The sequence below is a fragment of the Halanaerobium salsuginis genome (genome assembly GCF_900114545.1).
GTDB lineage: Bacteria > Bacillota > Halanaerobiia > Halanaerobiales > Halanaerobiaceae > Halanaerobium > Halanaerobium salsuginis.
On sequence record NZ_FOTI01000016.1, the window covers coordinates 37,798 to 60,021 of the forward strand.

The window sequence follows — 22,224 nt, forward strand, 5'->3', positions numbered from 1 at the left end:
ATGCCTAATTTAATCAAATTTATTCATACAGCGGATATTCATCTGGGAAAAAAGCTAAGCTATAATGGAGAGCCCGGGCCAGAATTAAGTAATATCTTATCAACTGCTGTTGAGACAGCTTTTAGTAGATTAGTTAAATTAGCAATTCAGGAAAAAGTTGACTTTATTGTTATTGCGGGTGATCTTTATGATAGAGAGACACATTCAATTAAGGCAAGCCGCTTTTTTCGCCAGCAGTGTCTATTATTGGCAGAAGAAGATATTTTAGTCTATATTATTTCTGGTAATCATGATCCAGCTGCTGAAATAAATCTGCCTTTTTCTCTGCCAGAAAATGTTTGTTTTTTTTCTAGCGAAGAGGTAGAAATAAAAGAATATAAAAGAGATGGTAAAACACTGGCCAGAATTCTTGGCCAATCTTATCGGCAGAAGTTTGAATCACGCAGTATGTATAATTTCTATACTCCTGCTGATAACAATGTATTTAATCTGGCTTTACTACATACAGCACTTGATCCAGAAAGCAGACGTTATGTTCCAGTCAGTCAGAGTGATTTAATTAGTAAAAAAGAGATAAACTATTGGGCTCTAGGCCATATTCATTATTTTCAGCTGTTAAATAAATCTCCTCATATTTGTTATTCAGGGACTATTCAGGGCAGAGATACTAATGAAATCGGCAGTAGAGGAGCAGTTATGGTCGAGGTAGATGATAATTTTTCTATTAAAACTAAGTTCTGGCAGCTGGCTCCAGTGGTTTATCAAGAACTTAATTTAGATTTAGAAAAATTAGCTGGTCAAATAACTAATTTATCAGAACTAGAACAGCTTTTAAATAATGAGAGTGAAAAATTATTAACTAAGTTAACTAGTTCAGATCAAGATTATGAATATCAAGAACAGCTTTATATTATTCGTTATTTAATCAAGGGTAGGTCAGCTGTCAACAAATTTTTAGCAAATGATCAATTAGAAATTGAAGCAGAATTATTAGAACAGCTGCGCAAGAATTTTTCTAATGGTAAAACAGCTATCTGGCCAGATTCATTAGCAATTAGAACTGCTAATCCTCTACCTAATTTAGCAAAGTTAAAACAAAATAATGATATTTTTCAAGAGCTCGATTTAATGTTAGCTAAATTTGGCAATGAAACTAAATTCAAACATGAATTACTGGCTGAATGGGGCAAAATCTGGCAGGGAGACCAGGATCAAGAAGACCGAGAAATAGATCGCTTTTACCCAGAAGAAAAATTTATTAATGAAATATTAGCAGAGGCAGAAAAGATAATTATTTCTGAATTATTTGAGGATGGAGATTAAATGTATTTAAAAAATTTATATATAAGAGATTTTGGTATTTTTAATAATCAACATCTCCAGCAACTCAGTAAAAACATTGTTTTAATTGGAGGCAAAAACAGAGCTGGCAAAAGTACTTTTTTAAAAGTGCTGCGCTTTTTAGCATATGGGTTACCACAGGATGGTTCTATCCCACCAGCTAAAAACCAATATTATCTAGAAGCAGATTTAGTTACTAAAACAGGTAAAGGATATAATTTAAACTTAACTGGTTTTGCCAGACCAGAAATTTTTACTGAAAATGGAGTAAAGGCTGAATTAGAAAATATTTATAATGGGTTAGATCAATTGAGCTATCAACAGCTCTTTACAATTACTTTAGATGAGCTGCAGCAGCTTGATAAAGTTGTTAAAGGTAAAAAAACACGTAAACGCCTTTATTCTATTTTGCTGGGAGCTGGTTTATCTGAACTAACAAAAGTTCCTAGTTTAGCTGATAAATATTTTAAAACAGCTCAAAACATCGGGGGTAAATTGGGAGATCCTTCTGTTGCCAACTTTAAACCGTATTACCATGCAATAAAAGCAGCTCAAAAAAAGAAGCAGACAGCCTTACAGGAAATAAATACTTTTCAGGAAAAGCAGCAGCTTTTAACTGATAATGAAACTGAATTAATTAATTTAGAAAAAAATATTAATCAGCTTGAAAAAGAAGAATTTATTTTTGATCTTTTAAAGAATAACTATCCAGTAATAGAAGAACTGGAAAAACTTAAATTAAAATTAAAGCAACAGGAAAAAGATGTTAGCCAAGATTTCAGTTCAGAAAAGTTAAATAAAGCTATTAATTACAAAGAAGATTTAACTGACTTAGAAAAGCAATTAACTGCTAAAAAGAGTCAGCTAAATAATTTTACCGGAGATATTTCAGCATTAAAATCAACTTTATTAACTAATAAATCATCAGTTAGATCATTTCTTAATAGACAGGAATTAAGAGAAGAGAAGTTGAGTCAAATTTTACAAAACGAAAATAAATTAAAACAAGAATTTAATGATTTAAAAATAAAACTTCAGGATTTAAATACTAACTGGACAGATCCACTTTTAGAATTAACAAAAATTGAACTTGATTTAATAAACCAGCAGCAGTTAAAATCTAAGCTAACTTTGCACAAAAATTTAGCAGACCAGTTGCAAGAACTACAGCAAGAAAATTCCATAAAACAAGAAAGATTGGAAGTGCTGCAAAAACAACTGCTTGATTTTGCAGGTGGGGATAAAAAATCAATTCTAAGAAATACCTATTTGCTTTTATTAATAACTACTTTAATTGGAGCAGGTGGCTTCTTGACTAATTTTTACTTGTTAAGTTATTTTTCTTTACTATTATTTTTCTTAATCTTTATTTATTATAATTCCAATTATAAAGAAATTATTAATAAAGAGAAAATAATTTCTGATTGGAAACTTGAACAAAGTGATTTACAGCATCGCATAACTAAGATTGAACATGAAGTTGATCAAATAACTGCTAATATAAATAAAGTTGAAGCAGATTTAGAACAGTTTAATTTAAAATTAGGACTCAAAGAAAACGAAAGTTTTGCGTTATTACCAGAATATTTTAATCAGCTGCAGGATTTAAAACATAAAAATAAAAATTTGAAATTAGAAAAAATGGAGCTCAGGACAAAAAAAGCAGAAATTACAGCTGAATTAAATGATTTTGCGAAAAAGCTTAGTCAAATTGATCAGCAGCTTAATTTTTCACTGTTTGATAATTACTCAGCCAGCCGTAAGCCCAGTTTAAGTCAAGAGCAGACAGAATTATATAAAGCTGCAGTCAGCTGTAAGGATTTAATTCTACTGGCTGAAGAATATGAACAGCTTTTAGTTAGAAAAGAAAATTTAGTTACTGATATAGTTAAAATCCTGGGCGATTCTACAGCGAAAAAAAATCTTAAGGCAGATCTAGATAATTATCTGCTCAATTTGCAATTAACAGAACAATATCTTAAACTAAAAACTGATTATGAGCATAAAAAACAGCAATTGGAGCATACTCTAACTGCTTCAGATAAAATAAAAGATTTTTTAAATGATATCCAAATCAGTCAGAGTAATGAAACCGATGAAGATCTTTTATTTAGTCAAGAAACTGCATATCAAAAGTTTATTGCTATTTTTTATAATTATTCTTCTGCTACTGCTGTAAATAAAAAATATGAAGAATGTTCGCAAGAATTAGCTATCTGTAAACAAAAGAAAAAGGAGTTAGCTGATAAAATAACTACTTTAAGAAACAAACTAACCGAACTAGCAGATTCTGCTGCAATTGAAACAGCTCAGCAAGAATTGAATCAGGCTCGAAATCATTTAAAAAAATTAGCTGAACAGTATGCGCTCAATAAATCTATCTATTTTTTATTAAATAAATTACGCTCTCAGATGATTACTAAAGCAGAAAAAGAGCTTTTAGAACCAGCTGCAAATATCCTGGCCCGAATTACAGATAATGAATATCAGGCAATTGCCACAGGAGCTGAGCTTGATGCAACAGAGTTTAAAACTACTCTAGCAGATGGTACAGTCCAGGCAAGTGTTAATAATCTCAGTCGGGGAACTTTAGAACAGCTTTTTCTAGCTGTTCGTATCAGCAGAATTAAAGAAATTAGCCCTGCTTTACCAATAATCTTGGATGATTCTTTTGTTAACTTTGACCGGAGTCACCTTTATCACACAGCGGAAATCATTAGTGAATTAGCAGTAGATCATCAAATATTTATTTTAACCTGTCATCCTCATTTAATAAAATTTATTCAAAAAATAACTAATCAAGTTCAGTACTGGCAGTTAGAAAAAGGCCAATTTAATTTAAGTAAGCCTGAAGCATTGATTAAGCATCTTAGTTATTCAGATTAATTATTTTTTAATTCTGTTTTAAGATCCAGAAAAAGATCTCGCGCTTTATTTTTCTGGCGATTATTAATGTTCTGATCTCTAACCAGATCATCAAGTAAAGTTAAAGCCTTATCTTTTTGTCCATGTTTAGAATATAACACAGCCAGCAGCAATTCTAAATTAGCTGCTTCTGTTTTAGAATTAGAATTATTAGTTAAGAAATAAAATTCTTCTAAACAGGATAGGGCTTTTTGACTTGCCCGAGAGGCGAGATCATTTTCAGCAAGATCTTCATAAATCCAGCTTAATTCACGCCAGAGAAAAGCCTTTTTATCAAGATCAAAATCTATATAATTATACATTTTAATTGCTAAGTAGTGAGCATCAAGTACTTCGTTAATTTGTCTTGGCTCACTATAATTTATTTTAAATTCTTGTCCCAGAGTGTTGCTAACTATTTCTTTAAAATTAGCTTTAATTTTATTTCGTTTAGATTTAGAAAACAATTCAAAATCATTCTTTCTAGCTGAAAACAAACAATTGGGACAGGAATCTATATTATAATAATAAATATCAAATTCTTGATAAATTGGTCTTAAATCAGTTCTAACTTTTACTACTCTAATTCTTGAATTTCTAAGTTTTTTAATCTTGAATTGATGAGAACAAACTGGACATTTAATTTCTTTTTCGTATAAATAATTATTATAATTTTTTTCAGCCTGTTTTGAATACTGTTTATGACCTGGCAAATAAAAGCCAGTTTTATTATTTTTAATTGCTTGAGTAATAATTTTTTTCTCAGGTATTTGAGCGGCTTCATCTTTTGCTTGTTTAGCTGCTGCATTATTTTTTACAATTGGGATTTCAGGAAATACTATGTTCTCTCTATTTTCTAGCTTATTTAAATAAAGACAAAGCTGGTTAATTAATTTATTAGCAAAATTATTATCTTGTTTTATTATTAATTTAAAATCACTAATTTTAAAAGCAAGTACTTTAGTGTCAAAATGTGCCAAAGCTTGAGAAGAATAATTTTCCGCAACTAGAGCTGTTTTGCCAACAAAACTGCCTGCCTGAGAACGATAAACTTCAATTTCCTCAGCTGGTGTTGTTAAATAAATTCTAACCAGCCCTTTTAAAATAAAGTAAATTTTATCTGCTGGTTCATTATAGTTAAAAATCATACTGCCAGCAGCAAATTCTTTTAATTCCCCGTATTCAGCTAACAAATCTTTCAATTTTATTTTTTCTTTCACTAAAAACAACCCTTCCTAATTTATAAGATTTACACAGATTAATTAGTTATTTAAATTAATTATAACACAACAGCTGGTTAATCCTCAATTCATCAATTAAGCGTTAAATAGTGCTAATTGTTTAGTACTAGCTTTTATCTTGTAGATAATATTGTTATAATAAAAGAGGATTACCTGAAATAAACAATTTTAAAATTCAAAGCTGAGTTTATTTGATTAATTTAACTAAACAAATAACTTATTTTTAGTTAATTAATATAGAATATTATATTTTTAGTAAAGAGGTGATGTTTATGGAAAAAAATATTAATGAAATTAAACTAGATATTGATAAATATCTAGAACAGGAAAAAACACCAGAAGATAAGTGGTTAATAGAAAACCATCCCATTGATATAGCAGAAGCTCTTTCAGATTTAGAGGCAGTTGAAATTAATAATTTTACTAATCTATTAGATACAGAAGAATTAGCTGATATTTTTGAAGAGGCAGAAGAAGAACTGCAAATAGATATCCTAAAATATAAATCTGCTCATGAAATTATTGAGATTTTTTCACATATGGCAGCTGATGATATTACAGATATTTTAGGTCTTTTACCGATTCAAAAGCGCAAAGAGCTGCTCCGGCAAATGAAGCAGGATGATGCTTTAATTGTTAGAAATTTACTCGGTTATGATAAAGATTCAGCCGGAGGTATTATGACAACCGAATATCTACTTTTAAATAAAAACTTGACTACTACAGAAGCTTTAACAAAATTAAAAAATATTGCTCCTGATACTGAAATAATTGATACAATCTTTGTTTCAGATAATCAAAAAAAATTAGTTGGTATAGTTGATCTCAGAAATATTTTGAGCTCAGCAGATAATATAAAGCTGGCAGAAATTATGGATGATAATTTAATTAAAGTTGCAGCAGATGTTGATCAGGAAATTGTAGCTCAGCTTGTTTCTAAATATGATTTAACAGTAATTCCAGTTATAAATAAAAATGATATTTTAATTGGAATTATTACAGTTGATGACATTATTGATGTAATTGAAGCAGAAAATACAGAAGATATGTTTAAAATGGTTGGTGTTCACGAAGAAGAAAGTATAGACTCTCCTCTCTGGAAATCAATAAAAAGCAGATTACCCTGGATGTATATTAATTTAGCTACTGCTTTTCTAGCTACTTTTACGGTTAATTTATTCGAAAGTACAATTGCTAAAGTAGTTGCTTTAGCAGCAGCAATGCCAATTGTATCTGGAATGGGGGGGAATGCTGGCAGTCAAACACTCTCAATTGTAATTCGGGGAATAGCTCTGGGAGAAATTGATTTTCAAGACAATTGGAAACTATTATTTAAAGAGGCTTTAATTGGAATTATTAACGGAGCTGCAACTGGTTTAGTAACAGGTATTATTTTATATTTAATGTATGGGAATTATTATCTTGGCTTAATTATCTTTCTCGCTATGATATTGAATTTGTTTGCAGCTGGGCTATTTGGTTTTCTAATTCCTCTGGGCTTAAAATTAGTTGGTATTGATCCAGCCCTGGCTTCTGCAATCTTTTTAACTACAGTAACAGATGTTTTTGGCTTTTTCGTTTTTCTAGGTCTGGCAAAATTATTTTTGCCATTTTTAATCTAGCTTTTCGCTTTTGTTTGAAATTTAAATTAAATGTTTGAATTGAAGAAAAATAAAGAATTCTATTTATTGCTCAAATTAAAAAGGATTTTAAAAATAAACCTTGAATTAATAATAGGGATTTAAATAATTTAATAAATGAGGTGCTATAATAAAAGTGGAAGAACAAAAAATCACAAAAATACCATTTGGTAAACTGGGAATCATCGTTCATGAGAGCTGCAGAGATCTCGGGAAAAAAGTAGACGACTATATTGTAAAAAGGAGAAAAGAGGAGTTTGCTAAAAACTGTAGTGAATATCATGTCGAAGAACTAAAAGATAGTTATATTATTGATAGCGAGATAATTAGATTTGCCAATGGTGAAGCAAAGGGCCATTTGAAAGAAACAATTAGGGGAAAAGATATTTTTGTTTTAGCTGATATTGGAAATTATAGTGTTACATATAATATGTTTGGGCGTGAAAATGGAATGAGCCCTGATGATCATTTTCAGGATGTAAAAAGACTTATTTCAGCTATTGCTGGTAAGGCACGGCGAATTCATTTAATTATGCCTCTGCTTTACGAAAGCCGTCAGGATAAACGTAATAGCAGAGAATCACTTGATTGTGCAATTGCTCTTCAGGAACTAGAAAATATGGGAGTAGAGAACATTTTTACTTTTGATGCTCATGAAACAAGAGTTCAAAATGCAATTCCCCAGACAGGATTTGAGAGCCTGCACTCTACTTATCAAATCATAAAAGCTATCAATAAAGTAGAAGATAAGATCTGTTTTGATAAAGAACAGCTAATGGTTATCTCACCTGACACAGGAGCTATGGATAGAGCAATTTTTTATGCCAGTATTTTAGGCCTTGATGTAGGTTTATTTTATAAAAGGCGTGATTACAAAAAAATAGTTGATGGGAAAAACCCAATTATTCAGCATGAATATATGGGAGCAGATGTAGAAGGCAAAGATATTTTAATTGTTGATGATATGATTGCTTCTGGAGGTTCTATTTTTGATATTGCTGCTGAATTAAAAAGTAAAAATGCTAGAAATGTTTATGTTGCAGTTACTTTCACTTTCTTTACAAATGGGATTGAGAAGATGAATGAATTTTATCAAAAAGGCTATATTAAAAAATTATTCTCAACTAATCTAACTTATATTCCAGATAAATTCAAACAGGCAGAATGGTTCCAGGAAGTTGATATGTCTAAAATGGTTTCACTTTTAATTGATACTGTCAACTATGATGATTCAGTAAGTCCACTTTTAGATGCTACAAATAAGATCAAAAAGATACTTGATAAATAATTAAATTTTGTAGAGGTGAATAAAATGCGTTCTACTCCATCTGATGATCAAGAATTAATGCAGGAAATTGAAGTAAGAAGCAAAGGCAAAGCTTTTGCTGCTATTTTTGGACTTGCAATCGGAGATGCTTTAGGTGCTTCAGTAGAACAGCAAAAGCGGGATAGTTTTGCTAAGATAACCGAAATGCAAGCTGGCGGTCCTTTTAACTTAAAAGCTGGTGACTGGACTGATGATACTGCAATGGCACTCTGTCTAGCTCAGAGCTTAATTGAAGCTGGTTTTGATTTAAAAGATCAGTTAAATAAATATCTTAACTGGTACCAAACTGGTTATTTAAGTTCAACAGGAAAGAGTTTTGGAGTTGGTCAAAACACTTTAAAATCACTACAATATTTTGCGGCTGAAAATGAATTGCCGCCAAAATCTGTAAGAGCTGCGGGAAATGGTGCTCTTATGAGATTGGCACCAGTGGCAATTTATTATAAAGATAATTTTGCAAGGGCAGTTAATTATGCCGGTAAAAGCTCTTTAACTACTCATAATAATCAGCTCTCTATAGATAGCTGTCGTTATCTGGGGGGAGTTTTGCAGCAGTTTATTAATGCAAGGCTTAAATTACCTGTATTTAAAGAAAAAGTTTTGCTTGATACTGCCGCTGATTTAAAACTTGAGCCAGATGTAAAAAAAGCAGTTGAAAATGGTCTGAATTGGGAAAGAGCCGACATAAGATCTGATGGTTTTGTAATTCATACTCTAGAAGCTGCTGTTTGGGCATTTACTAATAGTGATAGTTTTGCTGAAGCTCTAATTAAAGCAGTTAATTTAGGTGAAGATACTGATACAGTTGCAGCTGTAACTGGTCAGCTTGCAGGGGCTTTTTATGGTTATTCAGATATTCCTGATAGATGGTTAAGTAAATTAACTAAGTTTGATTCTATTTACCAGATTACAAAAGAATTATATTATAAAAAAAATAGCAAATAATGAAATCCCCTTCTAATTTAGAAGGGGATTTTTTACTATAATAAGTACTTAGTTAGCTGAAACATATCTGAAGTTTAATAATTTATTTTTTTAGCATATAAATTACCTAAATAAGGAAGTAATATTATTTGAGAGCCAATAAAACCAGCCCCTCTTTTATTTTGTTCCATTGCCAATAATAATAAAAAGTGTTCAATAAATCCATAACCGATAATCCCCAGCAAAAAACCAACTAGATAGATTATTAAATGAGCTGGATACCAGATATAACTGGGAAGACGATAACGATATTTATTAAACCACATTTTTAATTTATTAATTCCCCAAAAAGCTGTTCCAAAAATATAGATAAATAAAATTATAATAAAAAAAGTGATAATTTTACTTAAGCTAAAATAAAAAGTTAAAATGACAGCTAATAATAATCCAATCAGAGCACTAGTAGTTGCTTTGCGACCTAAATTAATTAAATATTGATCTTGATTATATAGCATTAATTTAACACCTCAAAATTTATTTATAAATTAAACGCATATAAATATTTTGATTATAATTACCAAAGTTTTTACCAAAAATTGTTAAGCCACCCAGATGATCTTTCATTTCAGGAACAACTAATTTAAACTTTAATTTGCTTTTATGATCAATATTTAGATCAGTTAAATTCATTTCTGAAATTTTGGAACCATCAATAAAAGTTCCGTACTTATTAACAGATAAAAGTTTTAATAATCCATATTGATTCCAATTTGGGTACCACCAACTAGGAGTAAAAATACCTTTAGTTTCACCAAAATCTCCCGGGCTTGTCCAACTGCCTAATTTAAGTTCATTTAAATAAAAGAAAATATCAGAAGGCCATTCACTGCAAACACCTGGTGCTTCTGAACTAATTTCCATTGAAATCTGAAGTTCAATTAATTCCTGACCTGGTTTTAAATAATTAGGCAATCTATACTCGATAAATCCTTTGCTAAACCAGAGAATTTGACTATTTATTCTAGCTGGATCAGCAAAGTAGCTAGGGTCATCAAATTCACCAATTATATGTTCTTTATTTGCCAGACCACAGGTAGGATAAATATCATAATCAGAAAAATGACCAACAGCGATTTCTGATTGATAAAATTTTTCTTCAGTTTTTTTCTTTAAATTAAAAATCAACTTATCTTCATGTAAATAGCATAGTTTTTGATTACCCCGACTGGCTGCTTCAGTTGAGACTTTAATTAAGCCGCATTCTTCTAGTTTTTTAACATGAGAAGTAATTGCTCCATTGGTTAAATCAAGCTTTTCTGCCAGTTCATTCATATTTAATTTATGATAAACAGATAATAATTCTAAAATTTTTATTCTGGATTCAGAACTTAGTGCTTTAAATGTTTTAAGACCTTCCCGGAGATCATCTATTAAGATCAAATCTGCTCCTCCTTAATTAACAAGAAAACTTTATTTTAGTCAATTATAAAACAAAAGTTTTAAAAAAGCAAATACCGATTTTTGAATAATAAAGCAAGATAATAATTAGAAAATATAAGTGACTGTAATTTATTAATAAGCTGCCTTTAGTTAATTCAAAAAATTAAGAAAACTTATTTGAATCCTAATTTTTTTTATGCTATAATTTTATTTATGATTAAATAACTTGAATAACTAATAAAATAATACTTAATAATAGTATTTTATAAAAACTTCTTTAAAATTTTATTTAAAAAGAGGGTGGTATTTGTGAAAAAATATATTTTTTTAATATTATTAGTCAGCATTTTATTTAAGCCAGCTATAACATACAGTCAAGTAGATCAAAAACCCAATAATGTTAGTGTTCATGACCCTTCAGTCATAAAAGTCAATAAGACATATTATGTTTTTGGCTCACATTTAGCAGCTGCCAAAAGTAATGACTTAATAAATTGGATTCAGATATCAACCGCTCCAACGAAAGGCAATAAATTAGTTCCTAATCCAACCCGAGAATTTTCTGAAGCATTAAAGTGGGCGCAAACCGATACTTTCTGGGCACCTGATATAATTAAGTTAAACAATAAATTTTATTTATACTACTGCAATTGTGAGGGAAGTTCTCCCAGAGCAGATATTGGAATCGCAACTTCAGATAAAATTGAAGGTCCATATCATAACCAGGGAATGTTCTTAAAATCTGGTATGTGGGATAAAGCAAGTGAAGATGGGACTATTTATGATGCTACTAAACATCCTAATACAGTTGATCCAAATCTATTTTTTGATCATAATAGTAGATTATGGATGGTATATGGTTCTTATTCAGGTGGCATTTTTCTACTAAAAATGAATTCGCAAACTGGAAAACCAGAACCTGGACAAGGTTATGGCAAAAAATTATTAGGTGGTAATCACAGTCGTATTGAAGGACCTTATATAATTTATAATCCTGAGACAGAATATTATTATTTATTTTTAAGCTATGGAGGACTTAGTGCAAATGGAGGTTATAATATCAGGGTTGCTCGTTCTAAAAAAGTTACTGGTCCTTATTATGATAATCTTGGCCATAATATGATAAATGCCCATGGCTCAGCCGAAAAATTTTTTGATGATAAGGCTATCGAACCATATGGAGTTAAATTGCTTGGTAATTTTCAATTTTATAATAAAAATAAAAAAGCAGCAGGGATTGGGTATGTCTCTCCTGGACACAATTCAGTTTATTATGATAAAGAAAAAGATAAATATTTTATTTTTTTTCATACAAGATTTCCTGGCCGGGGAGAATATCATGAACTCCGGGTACACCAAATGTTTTTTAATCAGCAGGGATGGCCGGTAATTGCGCCACATCGTTATCATGGAGAAACTATTAAAAAATATTCTAAGGCAGATATTGTTGGTCAGTATGCTTTTATCAATCATGGTCAAAAAATCAGCTCGCAAATTAAAAATTCTAGTTTAATTAAACTTAATTCAGATGGCAGTATTACTGGTTCTTTAAACGGGTCATGGCAGAAAACTGCTCAATATGGAATAAATTTGACAATTGCAGGAGATAATTATAATGGTATTTTAATAAAAACATGGGATAGCAGCTTGCAAAAAAAAGTTATCTCATTTACTGCAATAGCAAAAAGTGGTAATAAAGCCATCTGGGGCAGCAAATTAGCTAATAACTAGAATTTATTAAATAATTTGACTAATTTATTCAAAGCATATATAATTTTATTAAATTTATAAATGTTTTATTTTTGCTGTTTTTTTAAGTTTTATTTTAATATTAACTAAAATAGTTTAGATATTAAATAAAATATTAATTAAATAAAGAAATTAAAAAATAAATTTGAAAGCAGAGAGGAGCTTTTAAAGATGAACAGAAAAGCAAAATTATATATTGATAAAAATTTTACTATTAGTGAGGTAGATAAGAGAATCTATGGTTCTTTTATTGAACATCTTGGCAGAGCTGTTTATACCGGGATTTATCAGCCTGACCATCCTACAGCTGATGAAAATGGATTTCGAAAAGATGTTTTAGAATTAATTAAAGAAATTGATCCACCTATAATTCGTTATCCAGGTGGGAACTTTGTTTCTGGTTATAATTGGGAAGATGGAGTCGGACCAGTTGAAGCAAGACCAAATCGACTTGAATTAGCCTGGCGCACCATAGAAACAAATGAAGTTGGTACTAACGAATTTATGCAGTGGGCAGAAAAAGCAGGAACAGAAGTTATGATGGCAGTAAATTTAGGCAGTAGAGGCATTGATGCAGCACGTAATTTTATTGAATATTGTAATCATCCAGGTGGAAGTTATTATAGTGATTTAAGAAAGAAGCACGGCCGCAAAGAGCCCTATAATATTAAAACATGGTGTTTAGGAAATGAAATGGATGGTCCCTGGCAAATTGGTCATAAAGATGCTACAGAATATGGAAGGCTAGCCCGGGAAACTGCCAAAGTAATGAAACTTGTTGATCCAGATATAGAACTAGTTGTTTCTGGCAGTTCAAATCGTCAGATGAAAACTTTTGCCGAATGGGAAGCTGCCGTTTTAGAAGAAAGCTATGAATATGTTGATTATGTTTCTCTGCACCAATATTTTAGAAATGACAGCAATAATCTGGCTAACTTTCTAGCTCAAACTGATGGTCTTAATGATTTTATCAATTCTGTAGCCGCAATATGTGACTATATTAAAGCTAAAAAGAATAGTAATAAAGTTATCAATCTTTCTTTTGATGAATGGAATGTCTGGTATCATTCAGATCAGGCAGATAAAGAATTGGAACCCTGGACAGTCGCCCCTCCCCAATTAGAGGATATTTATAACTTCGAAGATGCTTTAGTTGTCGGTTTAACTTTGATTACTCTTCTAAAGAATGCTGATCGAGTTAAAATAGCTAATCAAGCTCAGCTGGTTAATGTTATTGCTCCCATAATGACCAGCAAAAATGGTGGTGCCTGGAGACAAACTATTTTTTATCCCTATTACCATGCTTCTCGTTTTGGAAGAGGAACTGTTTTAGATTGCAAAATTGAATCACCACAATATGACTGCAAAGATTTTAAAAATGTTAATTACTTAGAATCAGTTGTAGTTTATAATCAGGATCAAGCTCAAATAACAATTTTTGCAGTAAATAGAAATTCAGAAGAAAATTTAAATCTGGAAAGTAAACTTAATGGCTTTAATGACTACAAAGTTATTGAACATATTGTGCTGGAACATGAAGATATTAAAGCAGTTAATACAGAAAATGATCCAGAAAATGTTAAACCTCATTCAAATGGTAATGCTAGTCTGGAAGATGATATCTTAACTGCTGAACTACCTAAACTATCCTGGAATGTAATCCGCCTTAGTAAATAATCAATTTAATATGGTGTAGTTTGAAATATAAAAAATTTATTACTTAAATATAATATTTTTGAGGAGGAATTTAAAATTAATAATTTAACTATTAATCTTAAACAAAAAAAAGCCAAAATAAATCCCGAAATATATGGACATTTCGCTGAGCATTTAGGCAGATGTATTTACGGAGGTTTCTGGGTAGGAGAAAACTCAGATATTCCTAATTATCAGGGAATTAGAAAAAATGTAGTAGATGCACTACGTAAAATAAAAATTCCAGTTTTACGCTGGCCGGGAGGTTGCTTTGCTGATGAATATCACTGGCAGGATGGAGTTGGACCTCGTTCTGAAAGAATGAAAATGGTCAATACTCATTGGGGTGGGGTAACTGAAAATAATCATTTTGGTACCCATGAATTTATGCAGTTATGTGAACTTTTAGAAGCTGAACCATATATCTCTGGCAATCTAGGCAGTGGTACAATTAAAGAAATGCAGGATTGGGTTGATTATATAACTTTTCCTGGAGAATCACCTATGGCAGATTGGCGGCGAGAAAATGGCCAAACTGAACCATGGCATTTAAAATATTTTGGAGTTGGTAATGAAAACTGGGGTTGTGGTGGTAACATGGAACCAGAATATTATGCTGACCAGTATCGAAATTATCAAACTTATGTAAGAAATCATGGTGAAAATAAAATATTTAAAATTGCCTGTGGAGCAAATATTGATGATTATAATTGGACAGAAGTACTAATGAAAAAAGCAGCTGATTTAATGGATGGCTTAAGTTTGCACTATTATACAATACCGGGAGATTTTGATACTGGTAAAGGAGCAGCAACTGGTTTTCCAACAGAAGAATGGGCAATCACCTTAAAAAAAGCTCTAAGAATTGAAGAATTAATCAAACGGCACAGCAGTATTATGGATCAGTATGATCCTGAAAAAAGAGTTGCTCTAATTGTTGATGAATGGGGCAGTTGGTATGACGTTGAACCAGGGACCAATCCTGGCTTTCTTTATCAGCAGAACACTTTACGTGATGCTCTAGTTGCTGGAGTTAGTTTAAATATATTTAATCAATATGCAGAGCGGGTTAAAATGGCTAATATTGCTCAAACTGCTAATGTACTCCAGGCAATGGTCTTAACTGATCAGGAAAAAATGATTTTAACACCTAGCTATCATGTATTTGAGATGTATAAAGTACATCAAAATGCCAATTTATTAGAATTTAATTTAGAAACAGAGGATTATAAGTTTAAAAATAGTGAAATGCCAGCTTTAAATGCTTCAGTTTCCAGAAATAATTCTGGAGAAATTAATTTAACTATTTGTAATTTAAATCATCAAGATAAAATTAAAATTAGGGTTGATTTATTTGATCAGGAAGAAAAATTAACTAAAATTAATGGCAGATATCTGACCGCAGATCAGCTTGATGATCATAATACATTTGCTGAACCCGAAAAAATAAAGCCTGCTGCTTATCAAAATTTAATATTAAATGAAAATAATTTTATAGTAGAACTACCAGCTGCTTCTGTTTCTGTAATTACACTTAGTTAAAATTAATTTTAATTAAAAGGAGGTTATATTTTTAATGGCAAAGAAAAAATATAATGCTGAAATCAAAAAAATAGATCAAATCAAAATTAAATTAAAACCAGGTGAAAGAGCTAAATTACCAGAAAAAGTAAAAATATATCTGACTGACGAAATTTATAGTTATCGTGGTGTTGACTGGGAAGCAATTGATTACCAACAGTTAACAGAAACTGGTAATTATCGTTTGAAGGGAGATTTACATCAACTTGATTATCCTGAACCATTAGTTGAGCAAAGAGCTGATCCTTATATTTATCGACATCAGGATGGTTATTATTATTTTACTGGCTCACATCCTGATTATGATCAAATTGTACTGCGGCGGTCGCAAACAATTGCTGGCCTGAAAGATGCTGCTGAAACAGTTATCTGGCAGAAACATGCTGCTGGAAAAATGAGCCAGCATATTTGGGCACCAGAAATACATTTTATTAATGATAAATGGTATATTTATTTTGCAGCCAGCAAAACAGATGATATCTGGGCATTGAGGCCATATGTTCTTGAGTGTTCAGCTGCTGATCCATTGCAGGGAAAATGGGTAGAAAAAGGAGAAATAGATTTAAATTTTAAAAGTTTTAGCCTTGATGCTACTACCTTTACTCATCAGAATAAAAGATATTTAGTCTGGGCACAAAAAGTTAATAATAATACCATTTCGAATTTATATATTGGAGAACTAGCAAATCCCTGGCAATTAAAGGATAAACAATTTTTGTTATCAAAGCCAGAATATGACTGGGAAACTATTGGTTTTGATGTAAATGAAGGGGCAGCAGTTTTAAAACGTAACGGTAAAATATTTATTTCTTTTTCTGCTAGTGAAACAAGTGCTAACTACTGTATGGGATTATTGGAAGCTGATCAGGAAAGTAATCTACTTGATAAAAACTCATGGCATAAATCAGAACAACCTGTTTTTAGTAGTTCAGAGCTTACTTCACTTTATGGCCCGGGCCATAACTCATTTACCAAAAGTGAGGATGGAATAACAGATCTTTTAGTATATCATGCTCGACCATATAAAAAAATTGAAGGCAATCCACTCTATGATCCTAATCGTCATGGTAGAATTCAGGAGCTCTTCTGGCAGAAAAATGGTAAACCTTACTTTGCTTATCCAGGTTTAAGAGTCGATGATAGAAAAGTAGTTTCTGCAGAAATACAATTAGCAGAATAAATTATATAATTATTTTAGTAAAATAAAATTAATTAAATACTGATAATTTTAGCCTACTGATCGTTGGTCTGACTTTTAAAAAGGAGGAATTTTTATGAGATACAGAAAACTTGGTAAAACAGGTTTAAAAGTTTCTGAACTTGCTTTTGGTGGAATTATGCTTATGGATAATGAACGTAAACAAGCCGAACAAATAGTAGCAGAATCAATTGAAGCAGGTATTAACTTTTTCGATGTTGGACCAACTTATGGTAATGCTCAACAAGTTCTAGGATCTGTCTTAAGTCCCTATAGAAAGCAAATTATTTTGGCCAATAAAACTGAACCTGGGCAAAACAAAAAACAGGTTAGAAAAGATATAGAAAATTCGCTCAAATTATTAAAAACTGATTACTTTGACCTTTATCAACTACATGAAGTAACAGACAGAAAATCTCTTAACAAAGCTCTCTCACCTGGAGGAGCCTTAGAAGCAATTCAAGAAGCACAGCAGGAAGGACTAATAAAAAACATTGGATTTTCTGCTCATCAAGAATGGGCAGCTCTTCAGTTGATGGATAGTTATGATTTTGCTACTGTGATGTTTCCAATCAATTGGAATTACTGGCTTAGTTATCAACAAGGAGCAGAAGTTATTAAAAAAGCTCAACTTAAAGAAATGGGAATTATTGCAATTAAATCACTAGCCCAACGACGCTGGCAGGAGGGAAAAAAAGAAAATTATCATACCTGGTATAAACCAATCTATGATAATCCAGAACTGGCTGAGTTAGCTCTAAAATTTACACTTTCCCAACCAGTCGCAACTGCTGTTAGTCCTGGTGATAGTCGAATGCTAAGACTGGCTCTTTCTTTATACAAAGAAAATCAAAAAAGACTCCAGATTAGCCAGAGTGAATTAGACCAATTAAAAGAAATGATTAATGACTATGGGGGTCAGTTATATCCAATTCCTGACTAAATAATTTAATTAGTTTTTTCTGCTAAAAGTTGATCAATAAATTGACGAGCACTTCTGCCCGAGCGCCCATTATTCCATTTGCTCCAGCGAAGTGCTTTTTTATCTAAAAGTTCAGCTGTTAACTCAATTTCTTCCTGTTGAGCAAGCTCATGCACAATCTCTAGATATTTTTCCTGTTCAGGTGTATTAAACATAATAGTTAAACCAAATCTTTCAGCTAAAGACAACTTTTCATTTAAAATATCATTTTTATGTACTTCAGATTGGCGATCCTGCCATTTTTCTCTAACTAAATGACGACGATTACTAGTTGCATAAAATAAGACATTTTGGGGACGTGCTTCAATTCCACCTTCCATAATAGCTTTCAAATACTTATAATCAGTTTCAAATTCTTCAAAAGAAAGATCATCCATAAAAATAATGAAATAAAGGCCTCGCTGACTGAGCAGTTTTAAAATAACAGGTAGCTCTTTAATTTGCTGATTATTAATTTCTACCAATCGCAATCCCTGGCTGGCAAATTTATTTAAAAGAGCTTTAACAGATGATGACTTGCCAGTACCGCTATCACCATATAATAAAACATTGTGAGCTCTTTTATCATTTAGAAAATTTTGGGTATTTTCAATTAAAAGCTGCTGCTGCTTGGAATAAGAAATTAATTGCTTAAAGCTGATCTGATCAGGATTATTTATTTTTTGCAGATTATTATTTTGCCAGTAGAAGGCAGAGCTTTGATTTAAAATACCTACTCCAGACTGATAAAAGAATTGATTTAACTGAATTAACTGTTCTGTTACTGAAGAGTCAACTTTAATTATTTCATTATAATCGATTCTATTATTCTTACTTTTTTGTGGAGAATAATTAGTTAGGAAATTAAATTCACTTTGATTGAAATAATCTAATAGATCAGCTAATTTAATTTTCAACAATTTATTAATTAAAGTAAGTTCTTTATAAGCTAGTTGATAAAGACTGCTCTCAACAGTTAAAACATTTTTTTCAGCTGCCTGAGTGAAAGGATTTTCATCACTGATCAGTAGAAATTTTAAATAAGACTGTAAAATATCACCAGTTAGCTGATTAGCTTCAGCAAAATCAATTAATTGATAAAGCTGATTATTAAATGCAGAACGATCTTTTTGAGCAATATTTAATAAAAGATCTCCTACAAATGGACTTTCTTTTAATTTTTTAAATAAAATAAGCTCCTTGACTTCTCTTAATGACAAATAAATTTTTTCTTTATTCATTTTCTCAACTCCTTAACTACTTAACTAGATATTTATTCTTATAGTATAATAGTATAACAAAAAAAGATTTATATTTCAGGAAAAAAATAAATTTTCTTGCAATAATAAAGTTGATATATTAAGATATAATTAACAGATAATTATTTTTTTATTATTTGCGCAATCGTTTGCACAAACTAGAATAAATTTTGATTAGAAGAGAGGATGATAAATTTGGAAAATAGTGAAACATTATTAAATAATCTCAATGAAGATGATAGTTCAAAATATCATAAATTAGCTAAAGTTATAGATTTTGAATTAGTTGAGCATCAATTAAAACTTTATTTTAAACAAGCTCAGATAGTTATTAGTTTTTTAAAGACAGATCTATTTAGGTTAACTATGACTCCAGATAAAAAGAATTTTAATTTAACAACTACACCAGCAATAGTTGCACATAATAATAAGTATAAACAATTAGAAATGGTAGTAAATAAAAAATTAATTACGATTAAAAGTAGTAAATTAAAACTAGTAATTAATAGGAATAGATTTTCGCTAGCAGTTTATGATTCTGAAAATAATTTAATTCACAGTGATTATAAAAATTTTGCTCTAGGTTGGCAGCAAGATAAGGTACGTGCCTGGAAAGATCTTGATCCAAAAAGCCGCTTTTATGGCCTGGGAGAGAAAACTGGTTGGTTAGACAAAAAAGGCCGTAAATATGAAATGTGGAATAATGACACTTTTTTACCTCATGTCACAGATACTGATCCACTGTATCAATCCATTCCATTTTTAATTACATTTACACCAGAACATAGTTATGGAATTTATTTTGATAATTCTTATCGAAGTTTTTTTGATTTAAGCAGTGCAGGTCAGCCATATTATTCTTTCTGGGCAGAAGGAGGTCAGCTCGATTATTATTTTTTAAATGGACCTGATTTAAAGAAAGTAATCAGCAGTTACACTAATTTAACAGGAACTATGCCCTTACCACCAAAGTGGGCGCTTGGTTATCACCAATCTCGCTATAGTTATTATCCCCAGAGTAAAGTAAAAGAATTAGCTAAAGAGTTCCGACAGCGACAGATTCCATGTGATGCTTTTCATTTTGATATCCACTATATGGATCAGTACAAGATTTACACCTGGGATCAGGAAAGATTTCCCGATCCAGCAGCAATGATTTCTAATTTACAAAAACAAGGAATTAAGGCAGTAACAATTATTGATCCCGGGGTTAAACAAGAACCCGAATATGAGCTTTATAAAACAGGAATTGAAAACAACTATTTCTGTAAATATTTAGAAGGAAAAGTTTTTATCGATAAAGTATGGCCAGGAAATTGTGCTTTTCCAGATTTTACTCAAACTAAGGTTAGAAATTGGTGGGCAGAACTGCAAAAAGATTTTGTTGAGCTTGGTGTTAAAGGAATTTGGAATGATATGAATGAACCAGCAGTCTTTAATCAAGATAATACAATGTCTGAACAAGTAATTCATCAAAATGATGGTCAATCTGGTAGTCATAAAAAGTTTCATAATCTCTATGCTTTACTGGAAAATATGGCCACTTATCAAGGCTTGAAATCGGCTTTAAAAAATGAAAGACCATTTGTGTTAACTCGAGCTGGTTTTGCCGGTATTCAGCGCTCGGCAGCAGTCTGGACAGGAGATAACCGCAGTTTTTGGGAGCATCTTAAACTAACAATGCCAATGTTAATGAATTTAGGAATGAGTGGAATTCCCTTTTGTGGAAGCGATGTTGGTGGTTTTACTGGCAATAGTAATGGTGAACTTTTAACTCGCTGGATCCAATTGGGAACTTTTATGCCTTTTTTTAGAAATCACTGTGAAATAAGAGCCATTAACCAGGAGCCCTGGTCTTTTGGAAGCAAATACGAAACAATAATAAAGAAATATATAGAACTACGCTATCAATTTTTAACACATTTTTATAATCTTTTTTATCAAGCTTCCAAAACGGGCATTCCTGTGCTAAGACCTTTGCTTATGGAATTTACTACCGATAAAAACTGTCAAAATTTATCTGATCAATTTTTAATTGGGGATAATTTGCTTATTGCTCCTATTTATAAGCCAGATACTGAACAGAGACTAGTTTATTTGCCAGCCGGGGAATGGATTAACTACTGGACAGAGGAAGTTTTACCAGGAAAACAGCATATAATTACTGAGGCTCCTTTAGAAAAATTGCCTATTTTCGTTAAAGCAAATAGCTTACTTCCTCTCACTGAAAAGTTTAATTATGTTGGTGAAAAAAAGTTAAACTATTTAGAATTAAATCTTTACTTAGGAAGTAAAAATAAACAATTCAGCTATACTCTTTATGATGATGATGGACTAAGTTTTGACTATCAGGTAAAAAATGCTTATCAACTAAGCAAATTTAGCTGTCAAAATAATAATTCAAAATTGATTTTTAAACAGAAAAAAATATTTAATAACTATCCACAGGAATTTAAGCATTATAAGTTGATTTTTCATAATTTAACTAAAAGTCCGCAAACTATTTATATTAATGGTAAACAAATAAAAGACTATAGTTATTCAGCTAATAAACTGGAGGTTAGCGTTCCAGTTCTTATAAATAAGCTTGTTGTAAACTTTTAAATAAATTAAAGTAATACGGTAAGATGTCAAGAGAAAAAAAGAAAATAATTTAATTTATTTGGCTGAAAACGGTCAAATTAGGCATAGTTCTATCCGCCTAGCCTGAATAGTAATTTTTACCAATTCAGCCCATGACTAAATAATAGTTCTAATAGAAAATTAAGTAAACAGACTAATTTGCAATAATTATCTACCTCCGTGGTTGATATATTTCGCCTTTGCTTAGCAGAGCAAAAACGAGACGGACAAATTTACGTGCTGTAAGCACGAGGGCTCTTTTGTGTTTGTGCTTTGGAACTTCATTATACTTTTTGTAGTAGTAGTTTTTATAGCTATCATTGTGTACTCTCAATGAATTAG

15 protein-coding genes and 1 pseudogene are annotated in these 22,224 nt (G+C 31.1%); 11 read left to right on the forward strand and 5 right to left on the reverse strand.

What is annotated here, in order from left to right:
* Together BMZ74_RS06855 and BMZ74_RS06860 are read left to right on the forward strand one after the other, a co-directional pair.
* The gene (locus BMZ74_RS06855; RefSeq protein WP_089861367.1) at positions 1–1,323 is read left to right on the forward strand and encodes a metallophosphoesterase family protein; all 1,323 of its coding nucleotides are present in this window, start codon (positions 1–3) and stop codon (positions 1,321–1,323) included.
* Positions 1,324–4,227 carry an AAA family ATPase gene (locus tag BMZ74_RS06860; protein ID WP_089861369.1) on the forward strand — a complete coding sequence of 968 codons (2,904 nt, stop codon included), beginning with the start codon at positions 1,324–1,326 and terminating at the stop codon, positions 4,225–4,227.
* On the opposite strand, the gene BMZ74_RS06865 is transcribed toward BMZ74_RS06860, so the two are convergent.
* Positions 4,224–5,465 carry a DUF2225 domain-containing protein gene (locus BMZ74_RS06865; protein WP_089861371.1) on the reverse strand — a complete coding sequence of 414 codons (1,242 nt, stop codon included), beginning with the start codon at positions 5,463–5,465 and terminating at the stop codon, positions 4,224–4,226. The two genes, BMZ74_RS06860 and BMZ74_RS06865, sit on opposite strands and share 4 nt — an antisense overlap.
* A gap of 293 nt (positions 5,466–5,758) precedes the next feature.
* Between BMZ74_RS06865 and mgtE the strand changes: the two genes are divergently transcribed.
* The 3 genes from mgtE to BMZ74_RS06880 all read left to right on the forward strand — a co-directional run bounded on the left by mgtE (position 5,759) and on the right by BMZ74_RS06880 (position 9,398).
* The gene (gene mgtE, locus BMZ74_RS06870; RefSeq protein WP_089861373.1) at positions 5,759–7,108 is read left to right on the forward strand and encodes a magnesium transporter; all 1,350 of its coding nucleotides are present in this window, start codon (positions 5,759–5,761) and stop codon (positions 7,106–7,108) included.
* Positions 7,109–7,262: 154 nt separating this feature from the next.
* Positions 7,263–8,414: a ribose-phosphate pyrophosphokinase gene (locus BMZ74_RS06875; RefSeq protein ID WP_089861375.1), complete on the forward strand. Its 1,152-nt coding sequence runs from the start codon at positions 7,263–7,265 to the stop codon at positions 8,412–8,414.
* A 24-nt stretch (positions 8,415–8,438) separates the two neighbouring features.
* Complete coding sequence (locus BMZ74_RS06880) at positions 8,439–9,398, forward strand: ADP-ribosylglycohydrolase family protein (RefSeq protein WP_089861377.1); 960 nt, start codon at positions 8,439–8,441, stop codon at positions 9,396–9,398.
* A 74-nt stretch (positions 9,399–9,472) separates the two neighbouring features.
* On the opposite strand, the gene BMZ74_RS06885 is transcribed toward BMZ74_RS06880, so the two are convergent.
* Entirely contained in the window at positions 9,473–9,892 is a 420-nt protein-coding gene (locus tag BMZ74_RS06885; protein ID WP_089861379.1) for a hypothetical protein, read from the reverse strand.
* Positions 9,893–9,911: 19 nt separating this feature from the next.
* Positions 9,912–10,817, reverse strand: a complete 906-nt coding sequence (locus BMZ74_RS06890) for an ArsR/SmtB family transcription factor (RefSeq protein ID WP_089861380.1) — start codon at positions 10,815–10,817, stop codon at positions 9,912–9,914.
* Between the two features lie 309 nt (positions 10,818–11,126).
* Here BMZ74_RS06890 and BMZ74_RS06895 point away from each other — a divergent pair, with 309 nt between their 5' ends.
* The 5 genes from BMZ74_RS06895 (at position 11,127) to BMZ74_RS06915 (ending at position 17,983) form a co-directional block, all read left to right on the forward strand.
* Complete coding sequence (locus tag BMZ74_RS06895) at positions 11,127–12,548, forward strand: glycoside hydrolase family 43 protein (RefSeq protein WP_218142055.1); 1,422 nt, start codon at positions 11,127–11,129, stop codon at positions 12,546–12,548.
* A 189-nt stretch (positions 12,549–12,737) separates the two neighbouring features.
* Entirely contained in the window at positions 12,738–14,243 is a 1,506-nt protein-coding gene (gene arfA, locus BMZ74_RS06900; protein WP_089861384.1) for an arabinosylfuranosidase ArfA, read from the forward strand.
* Positions 14,244–14,318: 75 nt separating this feature from the next.
* Entirely contained in the window at positions 14,319–15,803 is a 1,485-nt protein-coding gene (locus BMZ74_RS06905; protein ID WP_089861386.1) for an alpha-N-arabinofuranosidase, read from the forward strand.
* A gap of 34 nt (positions 15,804–15,837) precedes the next feature.
* Entirely contained in the window at positions 15,838–17,022 is a 1,185-nt protein-coding gene (locus BMZ74_RS06910) for a family 43 glycosylhydrolase (protein ID WP_089861388.1), read from the forward strand.
* Positions 17,023–17,116: 94 nt separating this feature from the next.
* Positions 17,117–17,983, forward strand: coding sequence for an aldo/keto reductase (locus tag BMZ74_RS06915; protein ID WP_089861390.1), 867 nt, complete (start codon positions 17,117–17,119; stop codon positions 17,981–17,983).
* A 5-nt stretch (positions 17,984–17,988) separates the two neighbouring features.
* Here the strand turns inward: BMZ74_RS06915 and BMZ74_RS06920 are convergent, their stop codons facing one another.
* Positions 17,989–19,242: an ATP-binding protein gene (locus BMZ74_RS06920; protein ID WP_089861392.1), complete on the reverse strand. Its 1,254-nt coding sequence runs from the start codon at positions 19,240–19,242 to the stop codon at positions 17,989–17,991.
* Positions 19,243–19,455: 213 nt separating this feature from the next.
* Here BMZ74_RS06920 and BMZ74_RS06925 point away from each other — a divergent pair, with 213 nt between their 5' ends.
* Positions 19,456–21,864, forward strand: coding sequence for a glycoside hydrolase family 31 protein (locus BMZ74_RS06925; RefSeq protein ID WP_089861394.1), 2,409 nt, complete (start codon positions 19,456–19,458; stop codon positions 21,862–21,864).
* 190 nt (positions 21,865–22,054) lie between these two features.
* Here BMZ74_RS06925 and BMZ74_RS14345 read toward each other — a convergent pair.
* Positions 22,055–22,224 (reverse strand): annotated as a pseudogene (locus tag BMZ74_RS14345) (IS110 family transposase); the annotation flags it as partial.

Bases quoted from the DNA above. Each gene is read 5' to 3' on its own strand.
- BMZ74_RS06880 (WP_089861377.1), top strand. From the start codon at position 8,439: ATGCGTTCTACTCCATCTGATGATCAAGAATTAATGCAGGAAATTGAA.
- mgtE (WP_089861373.1), top strand. From the start codon at position 5,759: ATGGAAAAAAATATTAATGAAATTAAACTAGATATTGATAAATATCTA.
- BMZ74_RS06915 (WP_089861390.1), top strand. From the start codon at position 17,117: ATGAGATACAGAAAACTTGGTAAAACAGGTTTAAAAGTTTCTGAACTT.
- BMZ74_RS06920 (WP_089861392.1), bottom strand. From the start codon at position 19,242: ATGAATAAAGAAAAAATTTATTTGTCATTAAGAGAAGTCAAGGAGCTT.
- BMZ74_RS06860 (WP_089861369.1), top strand. From the start codon at position 1,324: ATGTATTTAAAAAATTTATATATAAGAGATTTTGGTATTTTTAATAAT.
- BMZ74_RS06910 (WP_089861388.1), top strand. From the start codon at position 15,838: ATGGCAAAGAAAAAATATAATGCTGAAATCAAAAAAATAGATCAAATC.
- BMZ74_RS06855 (WP_089861367.1), top strand. From the start codon at position 1: ATGCCTAATTTAATCAAATTTATTCATACAGCGGATATTCATCTGGGA.
- arfA (WP_089861384.1), top strand. From the start codon at position 12,738: ATGAACAGAAAAGCAAAATTATATATTGATAAAAATTTTACTATTAGT.
- BMZ74_RS06885 (WP_089861379.1), bottom strand. From the start codon at position 9,892: ATGCTATATAATCAAGATCAATATTTAATTAATTTAGGTCGCAAAGCA.